The following is a 25,799-nucleotide window of genomic DNA, read 5'->3' as shown; positions in this document are numbered from 1 at the left end:
AAAAGGTGCCAGCACACCCTGGGATGCAATAATGGTGCTCACGAAGGCTGTGCGGGCAAATTCGAGCCAATTTGAATGGTGACCTTTTGGCGAATGAGCGTCTTTCCCTGAAGCTGGTTAATGTTCGGGAGATGTTCACGCTGATCGCTGATGATCTGCCATCTCCTCCTCCGGCACGACATCGACCATCAACTGCAGGCTTTGCCCGCCGCCGCCGACGAACAGCCCGCCCATCGGCGCGACGTCGGCATAGTCGCGGCCCATGGCGACGAAGAGATGCCCATCGCCGGTGATGACGCCGTTGGTGGGGTCAAAGCCGATCCAGCCGCGCGTGCGCCCGCACCACAGCATCACCCAGGCGTGCATGGCATCCGCCCCGATCAGGCGCGGCTTGCCGGGGGGCGGATAGGTGCGCAGATAGCCGCTGACATAGGCGGCGGGCAGCCCGGCGAGGCGCAGCGCGACCACCATGACATGGGCGAAATCCTGGCACACGCCATGGCGCGCGGCAAAGGCGTCGGCGACGGGCGTGGCCGCATCGGTGCTGCCCGGTTCGTAGCGAAATTCGGCGCGGATGCGCTGTGCCAAGTCGAGCGCGGCGGCGACGATCGGTCGGTCGGGGGAAAGGCCATCGCCGACCCAGGTGCCGATGTCGGCCAGCAGCGGCGCGCGCACCGAGGCATAGAGATAATGGGCAGGCGCCGCCGGTCCCATGTCGCGTTCGGCCAGCGCCGCTTGCGCCACCGCGCCGATAGTGGGATCATCCGCCTGCGGCACGATCGCGCCACCCTGCACGCCGATGCGGAAGCGGCTTTCGATCGTGAGCTGGCGGATCGGGCTTTCGATCACCAGCCGGGCGACATGGACCGGCCAGGCACCGGGGCGCGAATCGATCGCCGACGGCAGCGGATCGACCTCCAGCGCATAGTCGGACGTCCATTGGCCCGGCCAGGGCGCGGGCCGCAGGCGCAGGTTGAAGCGGGCCAGCCGCATCGGGCTGGCATAGCGCAGGATGGTGCGGTGGCGGACATGGTAGATCATGACAGCAGGTCCATCGTCTCGGTCTTGCGCACTTGCAGGAAATAGCGCTGGCCGATCGCGTCGGACAGGCCAAGCAAGCGGCTTTCGACATCGGCGATATCCGCCATCGTCAGCATGTCGCCGGTCAGCGGCGCGAGCCGCGCCACCAGCGCATCGGCGCGGCGCAGCGGCTCTTCGGGCATGCCGTCGGCGCGCAGCGTCGGCAGCGCGGCGATATGCTCCGCCAGCCGCGCCGCCTGATAGACGATGGCGCGCGGATTATGCGGTTCCAGCGCGACGAGATCGCGCACCGGCGGTAGCGCCGGGCCAGTCAGATAGCGGGTGCGATAGCTGATCTGGCTGTCCTGCAAATCCAGCAGCACGGTCAGGTCGTCGGCGCTGGCGCCATCGCCGCCGAACAGGCTGACGAGGCGACAGCCATTGATCGCGCGCTCCATCCGGCGGCCCATATCATGGAAGCGCCAGGCTTCGGTGCGCGCCATATTCTCGGCCGCCAGGCCCGACAGTGCGGAAATCCGCTCGATCATGCGGGAGGAAGCATCGAGCAGCGTCTCCGTCACTGCGCCGTCGAAGCGGGGCAGCGGCAAGCGCACCAGCCGCCACACGTCGCTTGCCAGCCGGTCGCGCAGCCCTTCGCCGATATTGGCGACCCGCCCCATCAGCGTCCGCACGCTGCCGCTTTGCTGGGCGTCGCCCAGTGCGATGGCGCAGAGCGGGCCGACCGCACCGCGACTGCCGGGAATCGCGCCCCACAAAGCGAGTTGGCCGACCAGCCGCGCCATGGTGGGTGAGGCAAGCGAGGGGCCGATATCCGCCTCGATCGATCCGCCGACGATCGCGCGGATCAGCCGCAGCGTCATTTCGGTGCGCTCGATATAGCGGCCCAGCCAGAAGAGATTGTCCGCCGCCTTGGCCGGCAGCATCCCCCCCACGCGCCGGATCGCAGGCGCGCCGCCGGAGCCGAGCAGCGTGTCGGGCGGCACGGGTTGGCTGTCGATGACGCACATGTCGGCGGACATGTCGCCCCGCCCCATGAGCGCGGCGCGGATGTCGCCATGGCCCGCGAGGCGCGCGAAAGCACCCGGCATCACCCGCCACTGGCCTACCGCATCGCGCGCGACGAACACGCGCAGGGTGAAGGGCAGGGGGGTCAATTGCCCGTCGACGATGGCCGGGGTGGTGGACAATTTCACCACTTCCTGCCCGACATAGTCCATCGGCCGCCGCACCATCGCGTCGAGCAGGGCGGCGCGCTGATCCTTGTCCAGTGCCGATCCGGGGGCGAAATGCGCGTCGGGCAGGCCCGCGACGGTCTGATCGAAGGCGGAACCGACGACCAGTTCGTTCAGCCGATCGCGCACATGGGCGCATTCCTTGGCCTGGCCGCACCACCAGGTCGCGATATTGGGCAGGATCAGTTCCTCGCCCAGCACCGCGCGCGCCAGTTGCGGCAGGAAGGCGGCGAAGGCGCGCGATTCGATCACGCCCGCGCCCGGCCAGTTGCTGACCATCAATCCGCCGCGCGCGCAGGCGTCATAAAGGTCGGGCACGCCGATGCGCGACTTGCTGTCGAAGGCGAGTGGGTCGAGGAAGCGGCTGTCCAGCCAGCGCCACAGCCCGTCGATCCGCTTCAAGCCCTGAATGGTGCGGACGAATAATTGCCCGTCGGTGACAATCAGATCCTCGCCCTCGACCAGCAACAGGCCAAGATAGCGGGCGAGATGCGCCTGTTCGGCATAGCTCTGGTTGAAACGGCCGGGCGTCAGCAGGCCGATGCGCGGGTCTGACCGGGCGCAATCGGCGGCCAGCCCCCGGCGCAATTCGTCGAAAAAGGGCGCGAGCCGCCGCGTGTTCATGGTACCCAGCAGATCGCCGGTGGCGCGCGAGAGAGCGAGGCGGTTTTCCAGCGCATAGCCCACCCCCACCGGGGTCCGCACCCGGTCGGACAGGACGCGCCACTCGCCCGCCGGGCCGCGGCCGATATCGGCGGCGTAGAAATGGAGCTGATGCCCCTGCGGCGGCGGCGCGCCGTTCATGACGCGCCAATAATGGGCGCTGCCGGTCACGATGCTGGCGGGCAGATTGCCGTCCCTGACCAGCGATTGGGTGGAATAAATGTCGGCGATCACCCGTTCGAGCAGGTCGGCGCGCTGGGCGAGGCCGCGTTCGATATGCGTCCATTCGTCCGCGCCGATCAGCAGCGGCACTGGCCCCAGCGGCCAGGCGCGCTCCTGTTCGTCGCCGGTCAGACGGAACGCCATGCCAAGGTCGATCGCCTGCCGCCCAACATGGTCGGCCAGCGTCGCGGGGTCGCCCTGCGCCTGCGCCGACAGCCGCTCCAGCATCGTCCGCCAGCGCGGGGCCATGGCGGGCGCGGCGTCGGCGAACAAATCCCCCGCCGGTGCGGCGGCGAGATAGGCGTCGGCCCATCCCTCCGCCGCGCCGGGCGGGGCCGCGGCGTCTGCGGCCATCACAGCCCCGGTTGTTTGAAGCGCAGGTCCAGCGTCATCGGAAATTCGCTGGCCGTTTCGGCGGCGGGCATGTCGACTTGGCCGGGGGTATGGCCATAATCCTGGAACCGCGCCTTGCGCCGGGCTTCGGCCTCATAGCCGTTGATCGGCAGCGTGTCGTAATTGCGGCCGCCCGGATGCGCGACATGATAGACGCAGCCGCCCAGCGACCGGCCGCTCCAACTGTCCAGCACGTCGAAGGTCAGCGGCGCATTGGCGGGCAGATGGGGGTGGAGGCAATTGGCCGGCGCCCATGCCTTGTAGCGCACGCCGCCCACCGCTTCGCCCGGAACGCCGGTGGCGGTCATCGGCACCTGCCGCCCGTTGCACGCGACGATATGCCGCCCGGCGACCAGGCCGGTGGCGCGCACCTGCAACCGTTCGGTCGATGAGTCGACATAGCGCACCGTCCCGCCGATCGCCCCGGTTTCGCCCAGCACATTCCAGGGTTCGAGCGCATGGGCGATTTCAAGGCCCACGCCACCCGCATCGACGGTGCCATGGACCGGGAAGCGGAACTGGCGCTGTGCCTCGAACCAGTTGGGATCGAAATCATAGCCCGCGCCGCGCAGGTCGGACAGGATCTCCAGAAAATCGGCCCAGACGAAATGGGGCAGCATGAAGCGATCATGCAGCGTCGTGCCCCAGCGCACCAGATGGCCCTGCTGCGGTTGCCGCCAGAACCAGGCGGTCAGCGCGCGGAGCAGCAATTGCTGCGCCAGGCTCATGCGCGCTTCGGGTGGCATTTCGAACCCGCGAAACTCCAGCAGGCCCAGCCGCCCGGTGGGACCATCGGGCGAGAACATCTTGTCGATGCAGATTTCGGTGCGGTGGGTGTTGCCCGTCACATCGACCAGCAGGTTGCGGAACAGCCGATCGACGAGCCAGGGCGGCGGTGTTGCGCCCTCGCCCGCGAACGGGTTGGGCACCTGTGCCAGCGCGATCTCCAGCTCATAGAGGCCGTCATGCCGCGCCTCGTCGATGCGCGGCGCCTGGCTCGTCGGCCCGATGCACAGGCCCGAAAAGAGATAGGAGAGCGAGGGGTGGCGCTGCCAATAGAGGACGAAGCTCTTGAGCAGGTCGGGGCGGCGGATGAAGGGCGAGTCACCCAACGTCGGCCCGCCCAGCACGATATGATTGCCCCCGCCGGTGCCGACCGAGCGGCCATCGACCATGAATTTGTCGGCGGTCAGCTGACATTCGCGGGCATGGTCATAGACCTGCTGGGTGATATGGACCGTCTCGTCCCAACTCGCGGCGGGCTGCACATTCACCTCGATCACGCCGGGGTCGGGCGTGGCCTTCAGCACGTCGATGCGCGGGTCCGGCGGCGGCGAATAGCCCTCGATCCGCACGGGGATGCGCAGCGCTTCGGCGGCGGCTTCGACCTCGGCGATCAGCTCCAGATAATCTTCCAGCGCCTGCACCGGCGGCAGGAAGACCGAGAGATAATGGCCGCGCGGCTCGACCGTCACGGCGGTCCGCACCGCGCCTTCGATGATGACCTGTTCGACCCGTTCCTGCGCGGCCATGCCGCCTTCGGGACCGGCGACCCGCTGCGACTGTTGCGCACGCACCTCTTCGACGCTCGCCTGTTCGACGATCTGGGTGCGAAAGTCGGGCAGCGGTTCGCGCGGCTCGCTGGTGTCGCGGGGGTGGATATAGGGATAGTCGGAGGGCGGCACATAGGGCAGCGACCCCAGCGGCAGGCGATAGCCCAGCGCCGAATCGCCCGGCACCGCGAACAGCTTGCCGCGCCGCAACTGCCAGATTTCGCTCTGCCAGCGGGGCTTGGTGGTTTGAGACTGCCAGCGCTGCACCGGCAGCACATAGCCGACCGGCTGGTCGAGGCCACGCTCGAACGTCTTGACCATCCGCGCGCGCGCTTCGGGATCGCTGATCTTGGGATCGTCGGGGCTGGCGTTGATCGGCAGGTCGGCTTCCTTCACCGCCCAGACCGCCGGATCTTCATAGACCGCATGGGTATATTCGTCGGTAAAGCCCATATTCCCGGCCATATGGCTGAGGAAAGCGCGGGCATCTTCGGGCGTCACCATGCGCGCACCATCGGGCGCATCGTCGGGCGCGATCAGGCTTTCGTCGCGCCAGATCGGCGTGCCATCCTTGCGCCAATAGACCGCATAGGCCCAGCGCGGCAGGCTTTCGCCCGGATACCATTTGCCCTGCCCATGATGCAGCAGGCCGCCCGGCGCAAAGGTCGCGCGCAGCTTGCGGATCAGCCGGTCGGCATAGGCCGCCTTGGTTGGTCCCACCGCATCGCCATTCCATTCGCCCGCATCACCGCCATCGACCGCCACGAAGGTCGGCTCGCCCCCGGTGGTCAGGCGCACATCTTGGGCGATCAGGTCGGCATCGACTTGCGCGCCCAGCGCCATCACCGCATCCCAGCGGCTGTCGGTAAACGGCTTGGTGATCCGCACCGCTTCGGCAATGCGCGACACGTTCATCGCAAATTCGAAATCGACTTCGGCCGGTTCGGCCATGCCGCTGATCGGTGCGGCGGACTTGTAATGCGGCGTCGCGCAGAGCGGGATATGCCCCTCGCCCGCGAACATGCCGCTGGTGGCGTCGAGCGCCACCCAGCCTGCGCCGGGCACATAGGCCTCCGCCCAGGCGTGGAGGTCAACGACATCCTGCGTGACGCCCTTCGGCCCTTCGATCGGCTCGACATCGGCGACGAGCTGGATCGAATAGCCCGACACGAAGCGCGCGGCAAAGCCGAGGCGGCGCAGCAATTGCACCAGCAGCCAGGCCGAATCGCGGCACGATCCGGTGCCGATTTCCAGCGTCTCTTCGGGCGTCTGCACGCCCGCTTCCATGCGGATGACATAGCCGACCTGTTGCTGCAGGCGGCGGTTCACCTCGACCAGGAAATCCACGGTGCGGCTGGTGTAACCATCATATTGCGCCACCATCGCGTCGAACATCGGCCCTTGCGGTTCGATGTCGAAATAGGCGGCAAGGTCGGTCTTCAGCTGGTCGTCATAGGCGAAGGGGTAAGTTTCCGCATAAGGCTCGACGAAGAAATCGAATGGATTAATGATGTCGAGGTCCGCGAGCAGATCGACCTGGATGCGGAAATGGTCGACCGGATCGGGAAACACCACGCGCGCCAGCCAGTTGCCGTGCGGATCCTGCTGCCAGTTCAGGAAATGGTTCGCCGGTTCGATCTTCAGCGCATAATTGGGGACTTTGGTCCGGCTATGCGGCGCGGGGCGCAGGCGGATGACCTGTGGCCCCAGGCGGATCGGGCGATTGTAACGATAGGCGGTGAGGTGGTGGAGTGCGGCTTTGAGCATGGCCGCGATCAAACGCTACCCCCTGCTGCAATGCAACAGCCAATCGCGCGGGCCGTGCAGATTCTAATGGGTGCCCAGCCGCCCGCGCCGATAGCGCCGCCGCAGCACCGCCCCCGCGATCAGCAACGGCGTCGCCACCAGCATCAGCGCCATGCCGATCAGGCTGGGCGACCAGCCGAGGATGCTGTGCAGGCCAAAGGCCGACGGCGCGAGCAGCAGCAGAAATCCGGCGGTCAGCAGCCACAGCCCCCAACGGCGCGGGCGCACCGCGACCATGCGATATTCATGCCGCCACGCCTTGCGGCCTTCCTTGGTCGACAGATCGGGTGGGGGATAGTGAGACATAAGCGCTGGACTCATGCCGCGAACGCCTTACCCTGTCCAGCATCCCCGGGGGACCGTCCGCAGACGGTTGAGAGGCAGCTATGTGGCTGCGACCCGTTGAACCTGATCCGGCTAACACCGGCGTAGGGAGGGTCAGCGCGCCGTCACACCGCCCGCCATCCCTCTCTTTCGCCCATGAAGGAGAGACAATTATGGCAGATGTTCCCGCCCGCACCGAAATCGGCGTCACCACTGGTCCCATCCGGGGATCGCGCAAGATCCATGTCGGCCCGCTGAACGTCGCGATGCGCGAAATCACGCTGGAGCCGGGTAGCGGCGAAGCGCCGGTGCGTGTCTATGACACGTCCGGTCCCTATACCGACCCGGCGGCGCAGATCGACATTCGCGCGGGCCTGCCGACGCTGCGCCACGACTGGATCGTCGGGCGGGGTGATGTGGAAGAGTATGCGGCGCGCGCGGTTCGGCCGGAGGATAATGGGCTGAAAGGGCCGGATCGGTCGGGCGGCGTGGCGCAATTTCCGCTGGGCGCGCGCCGCCCGTTGCGTGCCAAGGCGGGCGCGAATGTCAGCCAGATGCATTATGCCCGTCGCGGCATCATCACGCCGGAAATGGAATATGTGGCGGAGCGCGAAAATCTGGGCCGCGCGCGCCTTTCTGAATATGTCCGCGATGGGCAGGATTGGGGCGCGGAAATCCCCGATTATGTGACGCCGGAATTCGTCCGCGACGAAGTGGCGCGCGGCCGGGCGATCATTCCGAGCAACATCAACCATCCTGAATCCGAACCGATGGCGATCGGCCGCAATTTCCTGGTCAAGATCAACGCCAATATCGGCAACAGCGCCGTCGCATCAGACGTCGCCGCCGAAGTCGACAAGCTGGTCTGGTCGATCCGCTGGGGCGCGGACACGGTGATGGACCTGTCCACCGGCCGCAACATCCACGACACGCGCGAATGGATCATCCGCAATTCGCCCGTGCCGATCGGCACCGTGCCCATCTATCAGGCGCTCGAAAAGGTCGGCGGCGTCGCCGAAGAGCTGACGTGGGAGATTTTCCGCGACACGCTGATCGAGCAGGCGGAACAGGGCGTCGATTATTTCACCATCCATGCGGGCGTGCGCCTGCCCTATATCCCGATGACGGCCAAGCGCGTGACCGGCATCGTGTCGCGCGGCGGCTCCATCATGGCGAAATGGTGCCTCGCCCATCATCGCGAGAGCTTCCTATACGAACGGTTCGACGAGATTAGCGAGATCATGAAGGCCTATGACATCGCCTATTCCTTGGGCGACGGCCTGCGCCCCGGTTCGATCGCTGACGCCAATGACGAGGCGCAATTTGCCGAACTCTATACGCTGGGCGAACTGACCAAGCGCGCCTGGGAACAGGATGTGCAGGTGATGATCGAGGGGCCGGGCCATGTGCCCATGCACAAGATCAAGCAGAATATGGAAAAGCAGCTCGAAGCCTGCGGCGAAGCGCCCTTCTACACGCTGGGGCCGCTCACCACCGACATCGCGCCGGGCTATGACCATATCACCAGCGGGATCGGCGCGGCCATGATCGGCTGGTATGGCACGGCGATGCTTTGCTATGTCACGCCCAAGGAGCATCTGGGCCTGCCCGACCGCGATGATGTGAAGGTCGGCGTGGTGACCTACAAGCTCGCCGCCCATGCCGCCGACCTCGCCAAGGGGCATCCGGCAGCGAAAGTGCGCGACGATGCACTGAGCCGCGCACGGTTCGAGTTCCGCTGGCGCGACCAGTTCAACCTGTCGCTCGACCCCGACACGGCGGAGCAATATCACGACCAGACGCTCCCCGCAGAAGGCGCGAAAAGCGCGCATTTCTGCTCGATGTGCGGCCCCAAATTCTGCTCGATGAAGATCACGCAAGAGGTCCGCGATTTCGCCGCGAAGCAGAACCAGGAAGCCGACGCCTTCATCGCCGCCAATCCGCCCCGGAACGGGGAGGGGAACCATTTGGCGCAGCCAAATGGTGGAGGGGGCGCGCCGCTGGACGCAGCCTCCGCCGAACAGGGCATGGCGGAGATGAGCAAGGTGTTTAAAGAAACGGGGAGTGAATTGTATATGGGCGCTGGGGATAGGGAGCGGGATTGAGGGATACGGGATTGAGCGATAGAAGCTGATCTTGTGTTAGGGAGATAGGCTGTGAGCTGGCTCGATAAATTGCGAAGGCGATTGACGGGCCAGCGCCCTCCCGGTCCGAGTTACAAGCCTATGCCGCCTCATCCGGCAAACGTGCCCGGCTCTTTCTATGTCGAAAATGGGTGTTGTTTGTTTTGCGGCGTCTGGGAAGATGTTGCGAGTGATATGATGAGCTGGTTAGGGGATGACCCCGGCCATTGTTATATCTCTCGCCAACCTCAGACAGACGAAGAATTTGGCCGGATGGTTGAAGCAATGCAGATAAATGAAGTCGATTGTATCCGTGTCCGCCATTGCAAGAGTGCGTGGAAGGACGAACTCATTCGGCAAGGTTTGGTCGATCAAATTGATCCAGAATGAAAATATTTGGCGGCTGTAGCGAACTGGCGGACTGCAAATGGATAATATCACCCCACCTTCTTCGGCCGTCCACCCTTCGCCCCATTAGCCCTTGCCGCCGCTGCCTTGGCGGGCGATGTTACGCTGCCCGCGCGCCGCGCCAGTTCGCGCATCCAGGCCTTGGTGCCGAACGATCCGGCCATCAGCGCCGGGACGGACAGGTCCACGTCCAGCGCCTCCCAATGCAGGCCAAAGCCCGCGCCCGCAATCTCCACCTCTGCCAGTTGATCGGGCGCTGCCGCTTCCAACCCTTGCCCCAGGCCGGGCGGAAAGGCGAAGGTTGCGCCGCTGGCTAGGTCTACGATGATGCGCGCCGCCTTGCGGTCATAGCGCGCGGCCAGCGCGCGGGGTTCGTTGGCCAGCGCGTCCCGGCCCCGCGCCTCTGCCGCGTCGATCTGCGCATCGGACCAGTGATCCGTCATTCCTCATCTCCATGTATCGCCCGCCAGTGCGTCATGAACGCTGCCTGCCGCTCCAGCACCACATCCATCACCCGCCTGCGATCCGCCGCTTTCATGCCGATCGCATATATGAGTTGGGGCAGTGCGCCATCCGGCGACAGCGCAACCTTCAACTCGCCATTGCCCAGAACATGGACATGCGGCAGCTCATGATCGTGCGTGTAGATGACGAAGCGCATGCCCTGCGCACGATGGATCGTAACCATGGTGATAAATAACCTATCTGTTGGGTTATTTCAAGCAAGCTGGGGGATCATCGAGCTTCTACCCGCCGTTACGCAACCCGCACCGCGATGATTCCCAATCAAAAATGCCGCGCCGGGTCCATCGCCTTGTGCAGCACGCGGACTATCGAAATATTCTTCCCGTCGAAGCGATAGAAAAGGCGATGTTCGCGAACCGGCAGGCTGCGAATCCGATCGCCAAGATCGGGTCGTGCCATGCCCAGTTCGGGATGTTCGCGAAGCCGGTCGAGTGCCGTGTCGATGGCAAGCAGATAGGTTTCGCCTGCCACTTCGCCATGCGCAGCGACGCTATAGTCGAGTATGTCGTCCAGATCGCGCCGGGCCTTCGCCCTGATACGCAGTGTCATCCCGCGCGTGATTGGGCGGCCCGCCGGGCGCGACCGTCAGCGATGATGTCGGCGATGGTCGATTCGGTTTCCGGCGACGCCAGCCCCTCTTCGATCGCGGCACGCAAGATGCGCAGCTTTTCCTCCGCCTCCTGCTCGCGCCGAACCAGGTCGCGGACATAATCGCTGCTGCTGCTGTAGCGGCCTTCGGCGACGCGGGCCTCTATCCAGCTTTTTAAGCCATCGGGGAGGGAGATGTTCATCTGTGCCATGGCCATAATGCCTACAATATTGCGCTAATATTGACAAGAAGCGCGGCCGTTGCGCCCTCGCCGCCATCCATGTTATAACGTCCGTATGAACATGCCCCTCAAAATCACCAAGATCGGCAACAGCGCCGGAGTCATCCTGCCCAAGGAATTGCTGGCGCATCTCGACGCCAACGCCGGGGATACGCTGTCCGTCGTCCTCACTGCGCGGGGGATCGAATTGTCGGCGGCCGAGCCGGATTTCGATGCGCAGATGGCGGCTGCGCGGGATGTCATGGCCCGGCGCAAGCGGGCGCTGCGCGAACTGGCCAAATAATGGCGGATCAGGGCTGGATCTGGGTCACGCTCGCCGTGGCGGAGGCGGCGCATGCCGAACAGATTGCCGAACATGGCGGCGGTGGCGACGGGCTGCGCGATCGCGGCCTGTTCGAAAGCGCGATGGCACGGCCGCACAATCTCGTCAGCTATGGCGATCCCGACGCGGCGGCGCTGGCGGCGGCCTATGCCTATGGCCTTGCCCGCAACCATCCCTTTATCGACGGCAACAAGCGGATCGCGGCGGTCGTCAGCGAAACCTTCCTGCTGCTCAACGGCCACAGCCTGACGGCGACCGACGCCGAACTGGTCGTCGCCTTCCTTGAGCTGGCGGCGGGCAATCTGTCGGAGGATGATATGGCCGACTGGTTCCGCCAGCACCTCGCCCCCGCCTGACCGCGCGGGCCGTTACCCCCGCTCGCGCGCTTTGATCTTGCGGACGTCGGCGAGTTGCCCCATCAGTATCGCCAGCGCGTCGCGTTCCGGCTGGGGCAGGTCCGCCGTGTCGAAATGGCGGATCAGCACTTCAAGCGCATCACCGATGCGGCCGATCTGGCGGCCATAGCTGCCCACCTCGTCCAGCACCGTGCGTTCGATGTCGGGGCGCGCCGTCTGCCCCAGGGTGATGTTGACGAGGCCGACCTGCCCGCCATTTTGCGTCCAATAAAGCGGGTTGATAGCCTGCCACAATTGTTCGGGTGCCAGCGCCATGGTGAAGGGTTGCATCGGGCCGTCCTTCGCTCGTTCGAGACGAACGGAAAGCTGCCATGGCGGACCCGCCTGCGCAAGCGCGCTGTCCTACCGGCCGCACCGCTGCTATGCTTCCGTCCAGACTTTGCGATAGGACCAAAGCAGCGCAACATACTATCGCAATGTGCGGGAAAAGTGCGAAGCTAAGGCCTCGACGCAGCCTGTCGCTCCGGCGACCCGCCCCCCCTTGCCACCCCCTTGCCACTGGACCGCCCGGCCATAAGCCCTACATAGCCCTCTTATGCCTCCCGAAACGCCCGAAACCGCTCCCTTGCCGCCCGTCTGGGCGACCTTCCGCCGCTTCCTGCCCTATTTGTGGCCGGCCGATGCGCCCGCGCTGCGTCGCCGCGTCGCCATCGCCATGCTGCTGGTGTTGCTCGCCAAGCTCATCAGCATCGCCATGCCCTTTGCCTATAAGGGCGTGATCGACCGGATGGCACCGGGCATGGAACCGGCGGTCGGCCTCGCCATCGCGCTGGTGCTGGTCTATGCCGGTGCGCGGTTCAGCGCGGTGCTGTTCGACAATCTGCGCAATGCCGTGTTCGAGAAGGTAGGGCAGGAGGCCAGCCGTCGCCTCGCCGATGACGTGTTCGTCCATCTCCACCGCCTGTCGCTGCGTTTCCATCTCGACCGGCGCACCGGCGCGGTCACGAAGATCGTCGAGCGCGGGACCAAGAGCATCGACACGATGCTCTATTTCCTGCTGTTCAACATCGCCCCCACCATCATCGAGCTGGTCGCGGTGTGCGCCATCTTTCTGTTCAAATTCGGCTGGGGCCTGGTCGCCGCGACGCTCGTCATGGTGGTCGCCTATATCTGGTTCACCCGCACCGTCACCGAATGGCGCAACCAGTTGCGCCGCGACATGGTGGACATGGACACCAGCGCCGTCGCCCACGCGGTCGACAGCCTGCTCAATTTCGAAACGGTCAAATATTTCGGCGCGGAACAGCGCGAGGCCGACCGCTATAGCGGGGCGATGCGCCGCTATGCCACGGCGGCGATCAAGAGCGAGAACAGCCTCGCCTGGCTCAATGTCGGCCAGTCGCTGATCACCAACCTGATGATGGCGGGCGCGATGGCATACAGCGTCTGGGGCTGGAGCGTCGGCCAGTTCACCACCGGCGACGTCGTGCTGGTCAATACGCTGCTCGCCCAGTTGTTCCGCCCGCTCGACCTGCTCGGCATGGTCTATCGCACCATCCGCCAGGGGCTGATCGACATGGAGGCGATGTATCAACTGATCGACACCCAGGCCGAAGTCGCCGACGCGCCGGACGCGACGGTGCTACGGGCGCCGGGTGGCGCGGTGCGGTTCGATCATGTCCGCTTCGGCTATGATCCCGAACGCGAGATTTTGCATGATGTCAGTTTCGAAGTGCCCGCCGGGCATACGCTGGCGATCGTCGGGCCGTCGGGCGCGGGCAAGTCCACCATCGCGCGCATCCTGTTCCGCTTCTACGATATCCAGTCGGGCCAGGTGACGATCGACGGGCAGGATATCGCCAAGGTAACCCAGGCCTCGCTGCGCGCCGCGATCGGCATCGTGCCGCAGGATATGGTGCTGTTCAACGACACGGTCGGCTATAATATCGGCTATGGCCGCGAGGGCGCAAGCCAGGCGGAAATCGAAGCCGCCGCCAAGGCCGCGTCGATCCATGACTTCATCCTCAGCCTGCCCAAAGGCTATGACACCCGCGTCGGTGAGCGTGGCCTGAAGCTGTCGGGCGGTGAAAAGCAGCGGGTGGCGATTGCGCGGACATTGCTGAAAGACCCGCCCTTGCTGGTGCTGGACGAAGCCACCAGCGCGCTCGACAGCCGCACGGAAACCGAAATCCAGACCGTGCTGCGCGACATCAGCCGCAAGCGCACGACGCTGGTGGTGGCCCATCGCCTGTCCACCGTGGTCGATGCCGAAGAGATTATCGTGCTGGACCAGGGCCGCATCGTCGAACGCGGCCGCCACGCCGATCTGGTGCGCGCCGATGGCCTCTACGCTCTGATGTGGAACCGGCAGGCGAGCGAGCGGGAAGCACTGCCGGGTGAGGCGGGGATTGGCGATGTGTTCGAGGTGGCGGTGCCGTCGCCCTGACCTGTTCTCCGGCGTAGGCCGGAGTCCAGAAGCCCCAAGGCGCAGTGCCAAGTCGCCCTGGCCCCCGGCCTCCGTCGGGGAACAGTTCTATGCCTCGTGCGTCATGGCCTCAATCGACAAAATTCGCCGCCACCTCCGGCGGCACGCGCAGGATGCGGCCGGTGGCCTTGTCGATGATCGCCCAGGTGGATTTGGCCGCGACCTTCACCTTGCCGTCGGTGCCGGTAAATTCCATCATCCGATCGAAGCGCGCGCCGCGGGGTGCCTCCGCTATCCAGGTGCGCGCGGTGACGCTGTCGCCCGCCGTCACATTGCCGCGATAGTCGATCTCATGCCGGGTCACGACCCAGATATAGGCGTCGACATGCGCCGGATCGGCATCGCGGTTCCAATGGTCGACCGAAACCCGCTCCATCCACTGGACCCAGACCGCGTTGTTCACATGGCCGAGGATGTCGATGTCGTCGGGGGTGGCGGTAATCTGGCAGGTGTAGGATGATGGCATGATCTAGGCTCCGAGGTTCAAAGCCCCTCCCCTTCAGGGGAGGGGTTGGGGTGGGGGCTATCAATCACGGGCAGCACAGGGGGCACGCCCCCACCCCCTGCCCTTCAACCGAGGCACGCGACTCGTTTGAACCTAAAGGGGAGGGGAGTTATGATGCTAACCCCAACTGCCACAGCAGAAACGCAAATTCCTCCGCCGTTTCATGCAAGCTCTCGAACCGGCCAGACTTGCCGCCATGGCCCGCGCCCATGTTGGTCTTGAGTAGCAGGATATTGTCGTCGGTCTTGTTGGCGCGCAGCCTGGCCACCCATTTGGCCGGCTCCCAATAGGTGACGCGCGGATCGTTGAGGCCCGCCGTCACCATCAGCGGCGGGTAGGCCTGTGCCGTCACATTATTATACGGATCATAGCCCAGGATCGCCTCGAACGCCGCCTTGTCCGTAATCGGATTGCCCCATTCGGGCCATTCGCCCGGCGTCAGCGGCAGCGTCTCGTCCAGCATCGTGTTGAGCACGTCGACAAAGGGCACATGCGCCACCACCGCGCCCCACAGGTCGGGGTCGGAGTTGATCACGGCGCCCATCAACTCGCCGCCTGCAGAGCCCCCCGAAATGCCGATCTTGCCCGCTGCCGTATAGCCCAGGTCGATCAGCGCCTTCGCCACATCCACGAAATCGGTGAAAGTGTTGGTTCGCTTGTCGAGCTTGCCGTCCAGATACCATTGCTGGCCGAGATCATCGCCGCCGCGAATATGCGCGAGCGCAAACACCATGCCGCGATCCAGCAGCGACAGCCGCCCAGTCGAAAAGCCCGGCTCCATCGCCAGCCCATAGGCCCCATAGCCGTAGAGATGCAGCGGCGCGCTGCCGTCGCGGGGCAGATCCTTGGGGTAGACGATCGACACCGGGATCGCGGTGCCGTCGCGCGCCGGGATCATCAGCCGTTCGGTCGTGTAGCGGTTTGCGTCATAGCCCGACGGGATCGCCTGCACCTTCAACTCTTCGAGCCGTCCGTCACCCAGATGATAATCATAGATGGTGTCGGGCGTGACCATCGATTCATAACCGATGCGCAGCTTCGTCACATCATATTCGGGATTATCATCCAGCCCCGCGCAATAGCTGGCTTCGGGGAAGGGGATGCGCTTGGGCGTGTGGGTGGCGTAATCGCGCAGCTCGATCTGGTCGAGCCCGTCCTGCCGCCCTTCGGTGACATAGAAACGCTGGAACAGGGTGAAGTCGGTCAGGTAGAAATGATCGTCGGGCGCGATCACCTGCGTCCATTGGTCGGGCGCGTCGAGCGACGCTGTCACCAGCCGGAAATTGGGATGGGCATCGTTGGTGCGGATGTAGAGCGTGCCCTCATGCTCATCGACATCATATTCGCGGCCCGGCTGGCGCGGGGCGACCAGGATCGGGTCGGCCAGCGGATTGTCGGCGGGGATCAGCCAGGCTTCGGTCGTCACATGGTCGCCCGTAGCGATGACGATCCATTTTTCCGAGGAGGTGAGGCCCACCGAGACGCGGAAGCCTTCATCATCCTCATGGAAAAGTTCGACACCGCTCGTCACGCTCTGGCCCAGCCAGTGGAGCCGCGTATTGTCGGTGCGCCAATTATCGTTGGCGATGCCGTAGAGCAGCCCCTTGCTGTCGCTGGTCCACACCAGAGATGACAGCGTGTCGGGGATGATTTCGGGCAGGATCTCGCCGCTCAGCAGATCCTTGATCCGCGCCTCGAACCGTTCGGAGCCGTTGGTGTCGATCGCATAAGCGAGATAACGGCCATCGGGGCTGACCGACATCGCGCCCAGCCGGAAATAATCATGCCCCTGCGCCAGCGCGGTTTCGTCCAGGATCAGCTGATCCGGCCCGCCCGCCACAGGCTTGCGATACCATTTGCGATATTGCGCGCCGATTTCGAAGGCGCGCCAATAGATATAGTCGCCATCCTTTTGCGGCACCGACTGGTCGTCTTCCTTGATCCGCCCCTTCATCTCGGCGAACAGCGTGTCGGTCAGCGCCTTGTGCGGGGCCATCGCCGCTTCGAAATAGCGGTTTTCTTCCGCCAGATAGTCCAGCACTTGGCTCTCCGTCACCTCCGGGTAGCCGGGGTCGCGCAGCCAGGCATAATCATCGGTCAGGGTGATGCCATGATGGGTGAAGCTGTGCGGACGGCGGGCGGCAACGGGCGGCTGGGAAAGATCGGTCATTCAGTGTCCATATATGATCGGGTCGTTTTGATCGGGTTGGCGGCGCTGGCATAAGCGCCTTTGCCTGCTTATGTTGTCGCCTTTGCGGCCTGCGCAAGGGCCGATAGACAAGGAAGCATGAATGTCCACCTATGAAGACCGGCTGAAGGCGCTGCGCGCGCAGTTGGTGCGGGACCGGCTCGATGGTTTCGTCGTGCCGCTGACCGACGAGCATATGAGCGAATATGTCGGCGCCTATGCCCAGCGCCTCGCCTGGCTGACGGGATTTCAGGGATCGGCAGGCAGCGCGGTGGTGCTGCGGGAACAGGCGGCGATCTTCACTGACGGCCGCTATACGCTGCAGGTGCGCGAGCAGGTGGACGGGGCGCATTGGGCCTATGAAAGCGTGCCGCAGACCTCGATCGCCGACTGGCTGGGCGTTCATGCCCCCAGCGGCGGCCGGATCGGCTATGACCCCTGGCTGCACACCAGCGCCTGGGTGAAGGCGGCGAGCGCCGCGTTGGCGAAGAAGGGCGCGACCTTGGTCGCGGTCGACACCAACCCGATCGACGCGGTCTGGCCCGATCGCCCCGCGCCCAGCGCCGCGCGGCTGGTGGTGCATGAAGATCGCTTTGCCGGTCGCAGCGCCGCCGACAAAAGGCAGGCGATCGCCGACTGGCTGGTGGAGACCGGCGCGGATGCCGCCGTCCTGTCCGCGCTCGATTCGATCGCCTGGGCCTTCAACATCCGCGGCAAGGATGTCGATCGCACGCCCGTCGCGCTCGCCTATGCGATCATCCATGCCGATGCGACTGCCGACCTCTATGTCGCGCCCGAAAAGATGGACGATGCCGTCGCCCAGCATCTCGGCAATGCGGTGCGGGTCAGCAACGGTGTGAACTTCGCCGCCGCACTAGGGGATTTTGCCGGAAAGACGGTGGTGGCCGACCCCGAACGGGCGGTTGCCGCGATCTTCGACGCGCTTGAAACAGGCGGCGCGACCGTGCTGCCGCTGCGCGACCCGGCGGTGCTGCCCAAGGCGATCAAGAATGCGGTCGAGATTGCCGGGCACAAGGCCGCGCAGGCACGCGATGGGACGGCGCTCAGCCGCTTCCTCCATTGGGTGTCGGTCGAAGCGCTCAAGGGCGGCCTCACCGAAATGTCCGCCGCCGACCGGCTGGAAGCCTTCCGCAAGGAGACCGGCCTGCTGGAAGATCTGTCGTTCGACACGATCAGCGGGGCGGGACCGAATGGCGCCGTGGTCCATTATCGGGTCGAGGACAAGACCAACCGCCCGATCGAGAGTGGCACGCTCTATCTGGTCGATTCGGGCGGCCAATATCGCGACGGCACCACCGACGTCACCCGCACGCTGGCGATCGGCACGCCGACCCGCGAGATGCAGGAACGGTTTACGCTGGTGTTGAAGGGCCATGTCGCGCTGGCGCGGGCCGTGTTCCCGGTGGGGACGCGCGGCGGTCAGCTCGACGTGCTGGCGCGGCAATATCTGTGGGCACAGGGGCTGGATTATGCCCATGGCACCGGCCATGGCGTCGGCAGCTTCCTGTCGGTACATGAAGGGCCGCAGCGGATCGCGACCTTCGGCGGCGGCGACGAGCCGTTGCAGGCGGGGATGATCCTGTCCAACGAGCCGGGCTATTACAAGACCGGTGCATATGGCATCCGCATCGAAAATCTGGTGCTGGTCGAGGAACGCGCCGTGCCGGGGGCGGAAAAGCCGATGCTGGGGTTCGAAACACTGACCTTCGCGCCGATCGACCGGGCGCTGATCGCCACCGATCTGCTGAGTGCGGAAGAGCAGGCGTGGATCGATGGCTATCATGCCCAGGTGCTGGACGTGGTCGGGCCGCAATTGGAGGGCGATGCGCTGGCGTGGCTCAAGGCGGCCTGCGCGCCGCTGACGGCGGGTTAATCCTTGGCGGGATCGGGCGTGGGGGCGGGTGGCGTCTCCCGCGCCTGCGCCTTGCGACGGCGCAGATTGTCACGCAACGCCTGCGCCAGTCGCGCCTTTTTTGCATCCTGTGTCTCGGCCATGCCGACGCCCTAAGCAAATTGCATCATCCGCCGCAACCCGCCTTGACAATGGCAACGCGCGCAGCCATAGGCCCGGCTCCCAGCGCGACGAGCGCTTGCGGATGAGAAACAGAGTGCTGCTGTAGCTCAGTGGTAGAGCGCGTCATTGGTAATGACGAGGTCGGGAGTTCAATCCTCCCCAGCAGCACCATTTTTGTCCCATATCTCAACGGACCGCTTCTAGGAAAAAGCCCCTGCCGTCCGTAGGCAGTTGGACCCCATCGCGCGCTGTCTGAAAATCATCACCAGTTGGAGCGGCGGTTGACGTGTCTTCGCATGGACCATCCGCAAACGCGCCACGGCATGCGGTCCCTGCCATCAGCTTGCTCAGGCTATTGGGGAGGTTGGTCCAGTTCCGAGTCGGAACGCGAAACCCCATCATGACGTCGGGATGTGGGGCGGCTGCCGAGTTGGTCCAGCGCGTCTGCATTGGCACGTCCCCAGCCGTACAGGAGTTCGACCGGTTCGACGAAGCGTGTGCCCAGAGGCGTTAGCCGATACTCCACCGCTGGAGGGATAGTGCCATGAACATGCCGTGTGACCAAGCCGCTGCCTTCCATGTCGCGAAGCGTTTGGGTCAACATTTTCTTCGAGATTCCAGGCAGGCTTCGATGCAGCACGCCGGTCCGCGCAACGCCGCCCAGACGCGCATGCAGAACATGCAGGATCATGCTCGTCCATTTCGTGGCAAACAGATCAAGCACGCGGCGCGGCGCGCAATCCTCGCGCCAGTCATCGCTGGCAAAGTCCTGCCCCATAGTGGTTACCCAACGGTTCCTATGACCCCGAAAGGTGCCGTCTAGCACCGGTGCTCATGCGTGCCTAGCTAAAGGGGGAACAAGCAGGAGTTTCGAAAATGAGTGGTACGGCTTTGGTAGTGGGCGCGAGTGGCATCGTCGGTAGTGCCACAGCAGCATTTCTGGTCGAGCGCGGGTGGCGGGTGAAAGGCCTGGCACGCCGTCCGCTCATGCAAGCGGGTGTTGAGCCGATCGTTGCGGACCTTCAGGATGCGAGAGCCACCGCCACTGCGCTCCTGGGGGTCAATCCCTCCACCGTCTTCATTACAACATGGCTGCGGCAGGATAGCGAAGCGGAGAATATTCGCGTCAATGCCGCCATGGTACGCAATCTTCTGGATGGGCTGCGCCAGGCGGGGACCGTTCCGCGTCATGTAGCGCTGGTAACCGGCCTCAAACATTATCTTGGACCGTTCGAAGCCTATGGCAAAGGTTCCCTTCCACAAACGCCTTTCCGCGAAGAACAGGGAAGGCTCGATGTGGAGAATTTCTATTATGCGCAAGAGGATGAAGTCTTTGCCGCGGCGGCGCGCGACGGCTTTACCTGGAGCGTGCATCGGCCCCATACGGTTATTGGCAAAGCGGTGGGCAACGCCATGAATATGGGCACCACGCTGGCGGTCTATGCGACACTCTGCCGCGAAACCCGACGTCCGTTCCGTTTTCCAGGATCGGCGGCACAGTGGAATGGCCTTACTGACATGACGGATGCCGCCATTCTGGCGCGCCATCTTCTCTGGGCCGCCGAGACGCCCGCTGCCGCAAATGAAGCGTTTAACATCGTCAATGGCGATGTCTTTCGCTGGAGTTGGATGTGGGGACAGATCGCAGACTGGTTTGGTCTCGATCCCGCACCATTTGACGGCAGCGTGCAGCCGCTGGAGCAGCAAATGGCGAATGATGCTCCCCTGTGGCGCGTGATCGCGGAGCGCGAGGGTCTCTTGGAGCCAAAGCTCGACCGCCTCGCCTCGCCATGGCATAGCGATGCCGACTTGGGGCGGCCGATCGAAGTCGTCACCGACATGTCGAAGAGCAGGCGTCTGGGGTTTTTGGAATATCAACCTTCCGATGATGCGTTTATCGCCCTGTTCGAACGATTACGCGCCGACAGGTTGATCCCCTGACGGTTTGGCTTGGTCCCTACCCTATGTTCGATGTAGGCTAGGAAGAGAAATCCCACGTCGGACATTGCGCTTATTAACGATCAGCCGGTGCCCGGTCCTCTCATTTCGATGACGGCAACGGCGCAAAAGTTTAACCGCACTGTCGCTTAAGCGACATGGGGACGACTCATTGGCCCGCTATCCTCCGATCAAACGGGGGGCCGTCACCATGTACCGACCATTTCGCGCTGTGTTGTTCGCAGGGCTTGTCGCGCTCGCCGCCGCCGGATCGACCCATGGTGGCGACCAGGCTGCGCCGCAATGGGGCATCGCACAACCTGTTCCGAACGACGGGCGATTGTCGGTCATGACCTATAATATCAAGGGACTGCCCTGGCCGATCGTGTCAGATCGGCGGGCGGCGCTGACCGCTATCGCCGACCGGCTCGCCCGGCTGCGGCAATCGGGGCGACAGCCCCATATCATCCTGTTGCAGGAAGCCTTCACGCCGGAGGCGGCGCAGATCGCCGCCCGCGCGGGCTATCGCCATGTTGCGCAGGGGCCTGACATAGCGCACCGTTCCACGGCGGCGTCGCAGGGGGCGGACCAATCGCATCTGGCGCAGGCGCGGTGGGATCGCGGAGAGGCGATCGGCAAGCAACTGAGCAGTGGCCTGCAAATCCTGTCCGACTATCCCATCACCCGGATCGATCGCATGGCTTTTCCCGACTTTGCCTGCGCCGGGTTCGACTGCCTGGCCAACAAGGGCGTGCTGATCGCGCATATAAGGGTGCCGGGCTTCGACCGGCCGGTCAGCATCGTCAACACGCATCTCAACGCCCGCAAAGCCGCAGGTGTAGCGATCGACCGATCGCAGCGGGCCTTTGCCCGGCAGGTCGATCTGGTGACGCAGTTCGTTGCGGCGCATGTGCCTGCCGGTCAGCCGATGATCCTGGGTGGTGACATGAATATCGGGCAGGATCGGTTGCGCGCCCATATCTTCTTCACCCGGTTCGCGCAGGCCGACATGCGCTTCATCGCACCGGAACTGGACGGCGCGCGCCGGGCGCTGGCGCAATCCGCCTGGGCCAACGACGCGATACGGCGCGACCTGACCTCTGCCAGAGCGCGGGCAAAGGATTGGCTGTTCGCACGGGATGCGGGCGACCGTCCGCTCAAGGTGGTCGCAGCGCATGTGCCTTTCGGATCGGAACCCGATAACCAGCCGCTCTCCGACCATTTCGGCTATGTCGTCGACTATAGCCTGCGCAGCGGCGTCGATCTGGCGCGATCGGACCGCGCGGGGGCAGCATCATGAGCCGGGCCGTCTGGCCGTTGCTCTGGCTCATCCCTGCCTCTACGGCGGCGCAGGCGCAGGAAGTGCCGGTAGAAACGGGCATCCGCTTTTCGCTGAAACGCCCGTCTGGTCTGTCGCCAATCACAGCGCCCCGGCCAGCCTATCCGCAGTTCCGCCCACGGATGGATGCGGCAACGCCGGTCCATGTCGATGATCGTGACCAGGACATCCAGATCCGCTGGCAGACGGCCGCGCGGCGAGTCCTTGGAACGACCGCCGCGACGTCGTTCGCACCGCATAGGCTCTCGCGCAGCCGGATGGTGCGCTATGGCGTGCAGGATCGCTTGCTGGTCGGTGAGCATCTGATCGCCACCCTGGGCTGGCATGGGATCAAGGTCAGCAACCGCAATGCCAATGTCACCGCCGGGCCAGGGCTCGAAAAGATACGCGCGAACGACTGGTTTCTGCCGCGCGCGACGTTATTCCTGCAAGCGCGGCAGGATTTGGCATTGAGCCTGGATTATGCCGACACATTACGGGCCTATGGCGAAACGGGCATGAGCGGACCGATGGGATTGCGCCACGATGATTTTCTGGCGCTGCGCCGGACGCTGAAGCCGGAAACGCAAAGCCGCGTGCAGATGCGTGCCGATTGGACGGCTGCGCCCACGCTCGGCCTGTCCCTGTCTTTGCAGGGCGGTCGGGTCGACGATCGGCTGCGCTTTACCGGGCGCGGCACGGTGCCGGTCAACAATGGCTCAGCACGGATCGATGGTGCGATTCTGGAAGCGCGCCACCAGGTGACGCCGCAGTGGCAATGGTCGATCAGCTACAGCGACGCGCGGGTTCGCATGTCCGGGGGCGACATCGTGCGCGAACAGAGTCTGTCGGCCGGGTCCGTCTGGCGGGACGGCCCCTGGCGCGCGGCCCTGTCCGTTGCGCGTACCAGCGCGCCCGCAATGGCTGTGTCCGGCCAGCGCGCCATGCGGGTCGAGGCCGGCGTCGATTATGCGCTGGCTGCGGTCGGCGGGCGACCGATCACCCTGTCTCTACATATGACCGACCCGGACAATCTGGTCAGCGGGACATTTGCGCGCGATGACCTGTCCGGTTCGCTGCGCGCCGCCGACCAGGCGCGTGCGGTGATGGCCCGCGCGCGGCTTGGCTGGTAGGCGCAAAGCCCATGCCATTGCGGATTGCCCTGCTGCTGCTGATCGCGGCCCTGATGTTGACCGTGGCGGCGTTCCGCCCGATCGATCATGACGAGGGGCAATATGTCGGCGCGGTTGCGATGATGCGCTTCGGCTTGCCCTATCGCGACTTCGCCTATCTCCAGACGCCCTTGCAGCCATTGTTGTTCGCGCCGCTGGCGTGGATCGCGGAGGGGTGGCTCTTTGCGGCACTGCGCGCTGTCAATGCCCTGCTCGCGCTGGGGGCAAGTGTTTGTCTGTGGATGGCCGCGCGGCGGGCGGGTGCGTCGGACCGGGCGGCGGCGATCGCGGCGGTGGCTTTATTGTCGAGCCATATGCTGTTGTTCGCCGGGAGTGTTGCGCGCAACGATGCGCTGCCCGTGTTGCTGATGACGGCCGGGCTGGCCGCCTTGATGAACCTGCTCCAGAATGACCGTGCGCGGTGGACCGCGCTACTGGCCGGGCTGTTGCTGGGGGCGGCCGCGTCGGCGAAAATCAGCTATGGCCTTCCGGCCGCGGCCGTTGGCCTGTTTGCGCTATGTCACTGGCGCACGCTTGGCGCGGCCAGAGTCGGCCTGCTCGCTCTGGGCGGCGTGCTGGGTGGTGTGCCGACGATGGCGCTGGCCCTGCTGGCACCCGACGCGGCCTGGTTCGGGATTATCGACTATAGCCTGAAGGCCCCGTTCGAGTGGCGCGCCTGGAATGAGAAGGCCGCCATGCTCGGCGGGCCGAAGAGTCTCGTGCGGCTGGCCCGCTTTCTGGCGCAGGGCTGCGGCCTGATTGCGCTGGTCGCCGTTGCGTTGGTGGTCACCCGGCGACGCATGCCGGTCGAACGGCTGCTCGATATGATGATCGTCGCTGGTCTGGTGGCCGCCTGGCTGCCGCGACCCATCTATGTCCAATATCTGGGGCCTTTGCTGCCCGCGCTCTTCCTTCGCTTTGCGCTGCTGACCGACGCGCCCTTCTGGCATCGTCGCGCTGGCCGCGCCCTGATCGCGTTGGGCATCGTCGCAGGCGTGGCACAGACCGCGACGAAGACAGCGGCCAATATGCTGGCGGGCCACAGTCCGGTTCAGGGGATCATGCAGGACGTGCGTGCAGTGGATCGCATTGTGGCTTCGACCGGCCTGTCCGGGTCGATCGTTACCCTGTCGCCGGAACGGGCGGTGGATGCGGCGCTGCCGGTCGATCGCCGCTTCGTCACCGGGCCTTTCCTGTTCCGCACGCGCCATATCCTGACACGCGATGAGGCGCGGGCCTTTCATGCGACGACTATCCTCTCTGCCGAAGCGGATCTGGATGCGAAGCCGCCTGCCATCATCCTGACGGGCAGTGAAGGCAAACCCACGGTGGCCTTTCCTCGCGGCCTGGATGCGGTGCTGATCGATTGGGCGCGATCGCATAGCTATCGCGCCGTCTCCTTGCCTTCGGGTAGCCATAAGATATTCCTGGCCCCGACATCGCCTGCCACAATGGCTGCGACCTTTGCCACGCAACCGTTATAATGCTGGCCTAGAACAGGCTGGTCGATGCAATCGGAAGCCCCCTCATGCCCTTTATCCTGCTGATCCTCGCGAGCCTGATGCTCGGCTTTGTCCCGGCAGGGGCGGAGCCGATGGCCGACTTGCCTTCGCCGCCACCCGTTCCCGTTATACTGCGCATGGCGGCACCGGAAGCGCGTCAAGGCGTCGCATCGGACGGCACGCATCTCTATGCCATCGACAATGACCGGATCGGCAAATATCGCATCGCCACCGGCAAGCGGGTCGCCCAATGGCAGGGGGAGCGACGGCTGTTCCCCCACATGAACAGTTGTACCGTCGCGGGGCATGACCTGGTCTGCGCCGCCTCAAATTATCCGCAGCTGCCCCAGACCAGCGCCATCGAGATTTTCGACACCCGCACGATGCGCCACAAGCGCACGATCAGCCTGGGCTTTGGCCCCGGTTCGCTGACCGCGCTCGACCGGCATGATGGCAAATGGTGGGCGGTCTATGCCAATTATGATGGCAAGGGCGGTGAGCCGAACCGGGACCATCGCTACACGCTGCTGGCGCGGCTGGACGACGCCTTCCGGCAGGAAGCGGCATGGACGTTCCCGGCCGAGGTGCTGGCGCGCTTTGCACCGTTCAGTTGCTCTGGCCTTAGCTGGAGCAAGGATGGTCGCCTCTATGCGACCGGCCATGATCGGCCGGAAATATATGAACTGGCGCTGCCCGAAGCCGGATCGCGCCTAGAACTGCGCCGCACCGTCGGCATCCCCACGCCGGGTCAGGCGATCGACTGGGATCCGTTCGAGAAAGGCCGCCTATGGTCCATCGACCGCGCCAAGACTGAAATGGTGGCGAGCTTTGTGTCTGACGGAGACTAAGCCGACAGAG

Annotated in this window: 24 protein-coding genes, 1 tRNA gene and 1 riboswitch; of the genes, 12 read left to right on the top strand and 13 right to left on the bottom strand. The window is 64.8% G+C overall.

Features of this window, described 5'->3' with window-relative positions; genetic code table 11:
• Positions 1-135: 135 nt before the first annotated feature.
• The 4 genes from OVY48_RS11085 to OVY48_RS11070 form a co-directional block, all read right to left on the bottom strand.
• On the bottom strand, positions 136-1,041 hold the full coding sequence (locus OVY48_RS11085; protein ID WP_313922856.1) for a transglutaminase family protein: 906 nt from the start codon (positions 1,039-1,041) through the stop codon (positions 136-138).
• A complete protein-coding gene (locus OVY48_RS11080) occupies positions 1,038-3,512 on the bottom strand; it encodes a circularly permuted type 2 ATP-grasp protein (protein ID WP_313922855.1) in 2,475 nt (824 codons plus the stop codon). Before OVY48_RS11080 ends, OVY48_RS11085 begins: the two co-directional genes overlap by 4 nt.
• Positions 3,512-6,871 (bottom strand): transglutaminase family protein, encoded by a 3,360-nt coding sequence (locus tag OVY48_RS11075; RefSeq protein WP_313922854.1) that lies wholly within the window; start codon positions 6,869-6,871, stop codon positions 3,512-3,514. The genes OVY48_RS11080 and OVY48_RS11075 overlap by 1 nt, the downstream gene beginning before the upstream one ends.
• Before the next feature lie 63 nt (positions 6,872-6,934).
• On the bottom strand, positions 6,935-7,231 hold the full coding sequence (locus tag OVY48_RS11070; RefSeq protein WP_313922853.1) for a hypothetical protein: 297 nt from the start codon (positions 7,229-7,231) through the stop codon (positions 6,935-6,937).
• A 21-nt stretch (positions 7,232-7,252) separates the two neighbouring features.
• Positions 7,253-7,362, top strand: a riboswitch (TPP riboswitch).
• Between the two features lie 45 nt (positions 7,363-7,407).
• Here OVY48_RS11070 and thiC point away from each other — a divergent pair.
• Together thiC and OVY48_RS11060 are read left to right on the top strand one after the other, a co-directional pair.
• The gene (thiC, locus tag OVY48_RS11065; RefSeq protein ID WP_313922852.1) at positions 7,408-9,339 is read left to right on the top strand and encodes a phosphomethylpyrimidine synthase ThiC; all 1,932 of its coding nucleotides are present in this window, start codon (positions 7,408-7,410) and stop codon (positions 9,337-9,339) included.
• 51 nt (positions 9,340-9,390) lie between these two features.
• Positions 9,391-9,747, top strand: a complete 357-nt coding sequence (locus OVY48_RS11060) for a hypothetical protein (RefSeq protein ID WP_141249499.1) — start codon at positions 9,391-9,393, stop codon at positions 9,745-9,747.
• Positions 9,748-9,794: 47 nt separating this feature from the next.
• Here OVY48_RS11060 and OVY48_RS11055 read toward each other — a convergent pair whose 3' ends face one another.
• From OVY48_RS11055 to OVY48_RS11040, 4 genes are all read right to left on the bottom strand, one after another.
• Positions 9,795-10,208, bottom strand: a complete 414-nt coding sequence (locus tag OVY48_RS11055; RefSeq protein ID WP_313922851.1) for a DUF2442 domain-containing protein — start codon at positions 10,206-10,208, stop codon at positions 9,795-9,797.
• Positions 10,205-10,453, bottom strand: coding sequence for a DUF4160 domain-containing protein (locus OVY48_RS11050; protein ID WP_313922850.1), 249 nt, complete (start codon positions 10,451-10,453; stop codon positions 10,205-10,207). The genes OVY48_RS11055 and OVY48_RS11050 overlap by 4 nt, the downstream gene beginning before the upstream one ends.
• Before the next feature lie 98 nt (positions 10,454-10,551).
• Complete coding sequence (locus tag OVY48_RS11045; RefSeq protein ID WP_313922849.1) at positions 10,552-10,839, bottom strand: type II toxin-antitoxin system RelE/ParE family toxin; 288 nt, start codon at positions 10,837-10,839, stop codon at positions 10,552-10,554.
• Positions 10,836-11,090 carry a type II toxin-antitoxin system ParD family antitoxin gene (locus OVY48_RS11040; RefSeq protein WP_313922848.1) on the bottom strand — a complete coding sequence of 85 codons (255 nt, stop codon included), beginning with the start codon at positions 11,088-11,090 and terminating at the stop codon, positions 10,836-10,838. Before OVY48_RS11040 ends, OVY48_RS11045 begins: the two co-directional genes overlap by 4 nt.
• An 85-nt stretch (positions 11,091-11,175) precedes the next feature.
• On the opposite strand from OVY48_RS11040, the gene OVY48_RS11035 reads away from it, so the two are divergent.
• Together OVY48_RS11035 and OVY48_RS11030 are read left to right on the top strand one after the other, a co-directional pair.
• A complete protein-coding gene (locus tag OVY48_RS11035; protein ID WP_043150140.1) occupies positions 11,176-11,403 on the top strand; it encodes an AbrB/MazE/SpoVT family DNA-binding domain-containing protein in 228 nt (75 codons plus the stop codon).
• On the top strand, positions 11,403-11,798 hold the full coding sequence (locus OVY48_RS11030; protein ID WP_310226987.1) for a type II toxin-antitoxin system death-on-curing family toxin: 396 nt from the start codon (positions 11,403-11,405) through the stop codon (positions 11,796-11,798). Before OVY48_RS11035 ends, OVY48_RS11030 begins: the two co-directional genes overlap by 1 nt.
• Before the next feature lie 12 nt (positions 11,799-11,810).
• Here the strand turns inward: OVY48_RS11030 and OVY48_RS11025 are convergent, their stop codons facing one another.
• Entirely contained in the window at positions 11,811-12,128 is a 318-nt protein-coding gene (locus OVY48_RS11025) for a hypothetical protein (protein WP_313922847.1), read from the bottom strand.
• A 265-nt stretch (positions 12,129-12,393) separates the two neighbouring features.
• Here OVY48_RS11025 and OVY48_RS11020 point away from each other — a divergent pair, with 265 nt between their 5' ends.
• Positions 12,394-14,244 carry an ABC transporter ATP-binding protein/permease gene (locus tag OVY48_RS11020; protein WP_313922846.1) on the top strand — a complete coding sequence of 617 codons (1,851 nt, stop codon included), beginning with the start codon at positions 12,394-12,396 and terminating at the stop codon, positions 14,242-14,244.
• Positions 14,245-14,353: 109 nt separating this feature from the next.
• On the opposite strand, the gene OVY48_RS11015 is transcribed toward OVY48_RS11020, so the two are convergent.
• Positions 14,354-14,749, bottom strand: a complete 396-nt coding sequence (locus OVY48_RS11015; protein ID WP_313922845.1) for an acyl-CoA thioesterase — start codon at positions 14,747-14,749, stop codon at positions 14,354-14,356.
• Between the two features lie 148 nt (positions 14,750-14,897).
• On the bottom strand, positions 14,898-16,958 hold the full coding sequence (locus OVY48_RS11010) for a S9 family peptidase (RefSeq protein WP_313922844.1): 2,061 nt from the start codon (positions 16,956-16,958) through the stop codon (positions 14,898-14,900).
• 121 nt (positions 16,959-17,079) lie between these two features.
• Here OVY48_RS11010 and OVY48_RS11005 point away from each other — a divergent pair, with 121 nt between their 5' ends.
• A complete protein-coding gene (locus OVY48_RS11005) occupies positions 17,080-18,870 on the top strand; it encodes an aminopeptidase P family protein (protein ID WP_313922843.1) in 1,791 nt (596 codons plus the stop codon).
• On the opposite strand, the gene OVY48_RS11000 is transcribed toward OVY48_RS11005, so the two are convergent.
• Positions 18,867-18,992 (bottom strand): hypothetical protein, encoded by a 126-nt coding sequence (locus OVY48_RS11000; RefSeq protein ID WP_313922842.1) that lies wholly within the window; start codon positions 18,990-18,992, stop codon positions 18,867-18,869. The two genes, OVY48_RS11005 and OVY48_RS11000, sit on opposite strands and share 4 nt — an antisense overlap.
• A gap of 115 nt (positions 18,993-19,107) precedes the next feature.
• On the opposite strand from OVY48_RS11000, the gene OVY48_RS10995 reads away from it, so the two are divergent.
• Positions 19,108-19,182 (top strand) — tRNA-Thr (locus tag OVY48_RS10995).
• 181 nt (positions 19,183-19,363) lie between these two features.
• Here the strand turns inward: OVY48_RS10995 and OVY48_RS10990 are convergent.
• Complete coding sequence (locus tag OVY48_RS10990; RefSeq protein ID WP_313922841.1) at positions 19,364-19,789, bottom strand: helix-turn-helix domain-containing protein; 426 nt, start codon at positions 19,787-19,789, stop codon at positions 19,364-19,366.
• 98 nt (positions 19,790-19,887) lie between these two features.
• Between OVY48_RS10990 and OVY48_RS10985 the strand changes: the two genes are divergently transcribed.
• The 5 genes from OVY48_RS10985 to OVY48_RS10965 all read left to right on the top strand — a co-directional run bounded on the left by OVY48_RS10985 (position 19,888) and on the right by OVY48_RS10965 (position 25,789).
• Positions 19,888-20,952, top strand: a complete 1,065-nt coding sequence (locus OVY48_RS10985; RefSeq protein WP_313922840.1) for an SDR family oxidoreductase — start codon at positions 19,888-19,890, stop codon at positions 20,950-20,952.
• A gap of 208 nt (positions 20,953-21,160) precedes the next feature.
• Complete coding sequence (locus OVY48_RS10980) at positions 21,161-22,249, top strand: endonuclease/exonuclease/phosphatase family protein (protein ID WP_313922839.1); 1,089 nt, start codon at positions 21,161-21,163, stop codon at positions 22,247-22,249.
• Complete coding sequence (locus tag OVY48_RS10975; protein WP_313922838.1) at positions 22,246-23,400, top strand: TonB-dependent receptor domain-containing protein; 1,155 nt, start codon at positions 22,246-22,248, stop codon at positions 23,398-23,400. Before OVY48_RS10980 ends, OVY48_RS10975 begins: the two co-directional genes overlap by 4 nt.
• A gap of 11 nt (positions 23,401-23,411) precedes the next feature.
• The gene (locus OVY48_RS10970; RefSeq protein ID WP_313922837.1) at positions 23,412-24,923 is read left to right on the top strand and encodes a phospholipid carrier-dependent glycosyltransferase; all 1,512 of its coding nucleotides are present in this window, start codon (positions 23,412-23,414) and stop codon (positions 24,921-24,923) included.
• A gap of 110 nt (positions 24,924-25,033) precedes the next feature.
• Positions 25,034-25,789, top strand: coding sequence for a YncE family protein (locus OVY48_RS10965; protein WP_409593671.1), 756 nt, complete (start codon positions 25,034-25,036; stop codon positions 25,787-25,789).
• The last annotated feature ends 10 nt before the right edge of the window (positions 25,790-25,799 follow it).

The organism is Sphingobium sp. SA2, assembly GCF_032227065.1.
Lineage (GTDB): Bacteria > Pseudomonadota > Alphaproteobacteria > Sphingomonadales > Sphingomonadaceae > Sphingobium.
This window is presented reverse-complemented; position numbering and strand designations above follow the sequence as displayed.

What these genes read in the sequence shown, in the direction of transcription:
- OVY48_RS11030 (WP_310226987.1), top strand. Translation starts at nt 11,403, where the DNA reads ATGGCGGATCAGGGCTGGATCTGGGTCACGCTCGCCGTGGCGGAGGCG.
- OVY48_RS10965 (WP_409593671.1), top strand. Translation starts at nt 25,034, where the DNA reads ATGGCCGACTTGCCTTCGCCGCCACCCGTTCCCGTTATACTGCGCATG.
- OVY48_RS11085 (WP_313922856.1), bottom strand. Translation starts at nt 1,041, where the DNA reads ATGATCTACCATGTCCGCCACCGCACCATCCTGCGCTATGCCAGCCCG.
- OVY48_RS11050 (WP_313922850.1), bottom strand. Translation starts at nt 10,453, where the DNA reads ATGGTTACGATCCATCGTGCGCAGGGCATGCGCTTCGTCATCTACACG.
- OVY48_RS11005 (WP_313922843.1), top strand. Translation starts at nt 17,080, where the DNA reads ATGTCCACCTATGAAGACCGGCTGAAGGCGCTGCGCGCGCAGTTGGTG.
- OVY48_RS11040 (WP_313922848.1), bottom strand. Translation starts at nt 11,090, where the DNA reads ATGGCACAGATGAACATCTCCCTCCCCGATGGCTTAAAAAGCTGGATA.
- OVY48_RS11010 (WP_313922844.1), bottom strand. Translation starts at nt 16,958, where the DNA reads ATGACCGATCTTTCCCAGCCGCCCGTTGCCGCCCGCCGTCCGCACAGC.
- OVY48_RS11020 (WP_313922846.1), top strand. Translation starts at nt 12,394, where the DNA reads ATGCCTCCCGAAACGCCCGAAACCGCTCCCTTGCCGCCCGTCTGGGCG.
- OVY48_RS11025 (WP_313922847.1), bottom strand. Translation starts at nt 12,128, where the DNA reads ATGCAACCCTTCACCATGGCGCTGGCACCCGAACAATTGTGGCAGGCT.
- OVY48_RS11075 (WP_313922854.1), bottom strand. Translation starts at nt 6,871, where the DNA reads ATGCTCAAAGCCGCACTCCACCACCTCACCGCCTATCGTTACAATCGC.
- thiC (WP_313922852.1), top strand. Translation starts at nt 7,408, where the DNA reads ATGGCAGATGTTCCCGCCCGCACCGAAATCGGCGTCACCACTGGTCCC.
- OVY48_RS11045 (WP_313922849.1), bottom strand. Translation starts at nt 10,839, where the DNA reads ATGACACTGCGTATCAGGGCGAAGGCCCGGCGCGATCTGGACGACATA.
- OVY48_RS10990 (WP_313922841.1), bottom strand. Translation starts at nt 19,789, where the DNA reads ATGGGGCAGGACTTTGCCAGCGATGACTGGCGCGAGGATTGCGCGCCG.
- OVY48_RS11070 (WP_313922853.1), bottom strand. Translation starts at nt 7,231, where the DNA reads ATGAGTCCAGCGCTTATGTCTCACTATCCCCCACCCGATCTGTCGACC.
- OVY48_RS10980 (WP_313922839.1), top strand. Translation starts at nt 21,161, where the DNA reads ATGTACCGACCATTTCGCGCTGTGTTGTTCGCAGGGCTTGTCGCGCTC.
- OVY48_RS10985 (WP_313922840.1), top strand. Translation starts at nt 19,888, where the DNA reads ATGAGTGGTACGGCTTTGGTAGTGGGCGCGAGTGGCATCGTCGGTAGT.
- OVY48_RS11015 (WP_313922845.1), bottom strand. Translation starts at nt 14,749, where the DNA reads ATGCCATCATCCTACACCTGCCAGATTACCGCCACCCCCGACGACATC.
- OVY48_RS10970 (WP_313922837.1), top strand. Translation starts at nt 23,412, where the DNA reads ATGCCATTGCGGATTGCCCTGCTGCTGCTGATCGCGGCCCTGATGTTG.
- OVY48_RS10975 (WP_313922838.1), top strand. Translation starts at nt 22,246, where the DNA reads ATGAGCCGGGCCGTCTGGCCGTTGCTCTGGCTCATCCCTGCCTCTACG.
- OVY48_RS11035 (WP_043150140.1), top strand. Translation starts at nt 11,176, where the DNA reads ATGAACATGCCCCTCAAAATCACCAAGATCGGCAACAGCGCCGGAGTC.
- OVY48_RS11000 (WP_313922842.1), bottom strand. Translation starts at nt 18,992, where the DNA reads ATGGCCGAGACACAGGATGCAAAAAAGGCGCGACTGGCGCAGGCGTTG.
- OVY48_RS11055 (WP_313922851.1), bottom strand. Translation starts at nt 10,208, where the DNA reads ATGACGGATCACTGGTCCGATGCGCAGATCGACGCGGCAGAGGCGCGG.
- OVY48_RS11080 (WP_313922855.1), bottom strand. Translation starts at nt 3,512, where the DNA reads ATGGCCGCAGACGCCGCGGCCCCGCCCGGCGCGGCGGAGGGATGGGCC.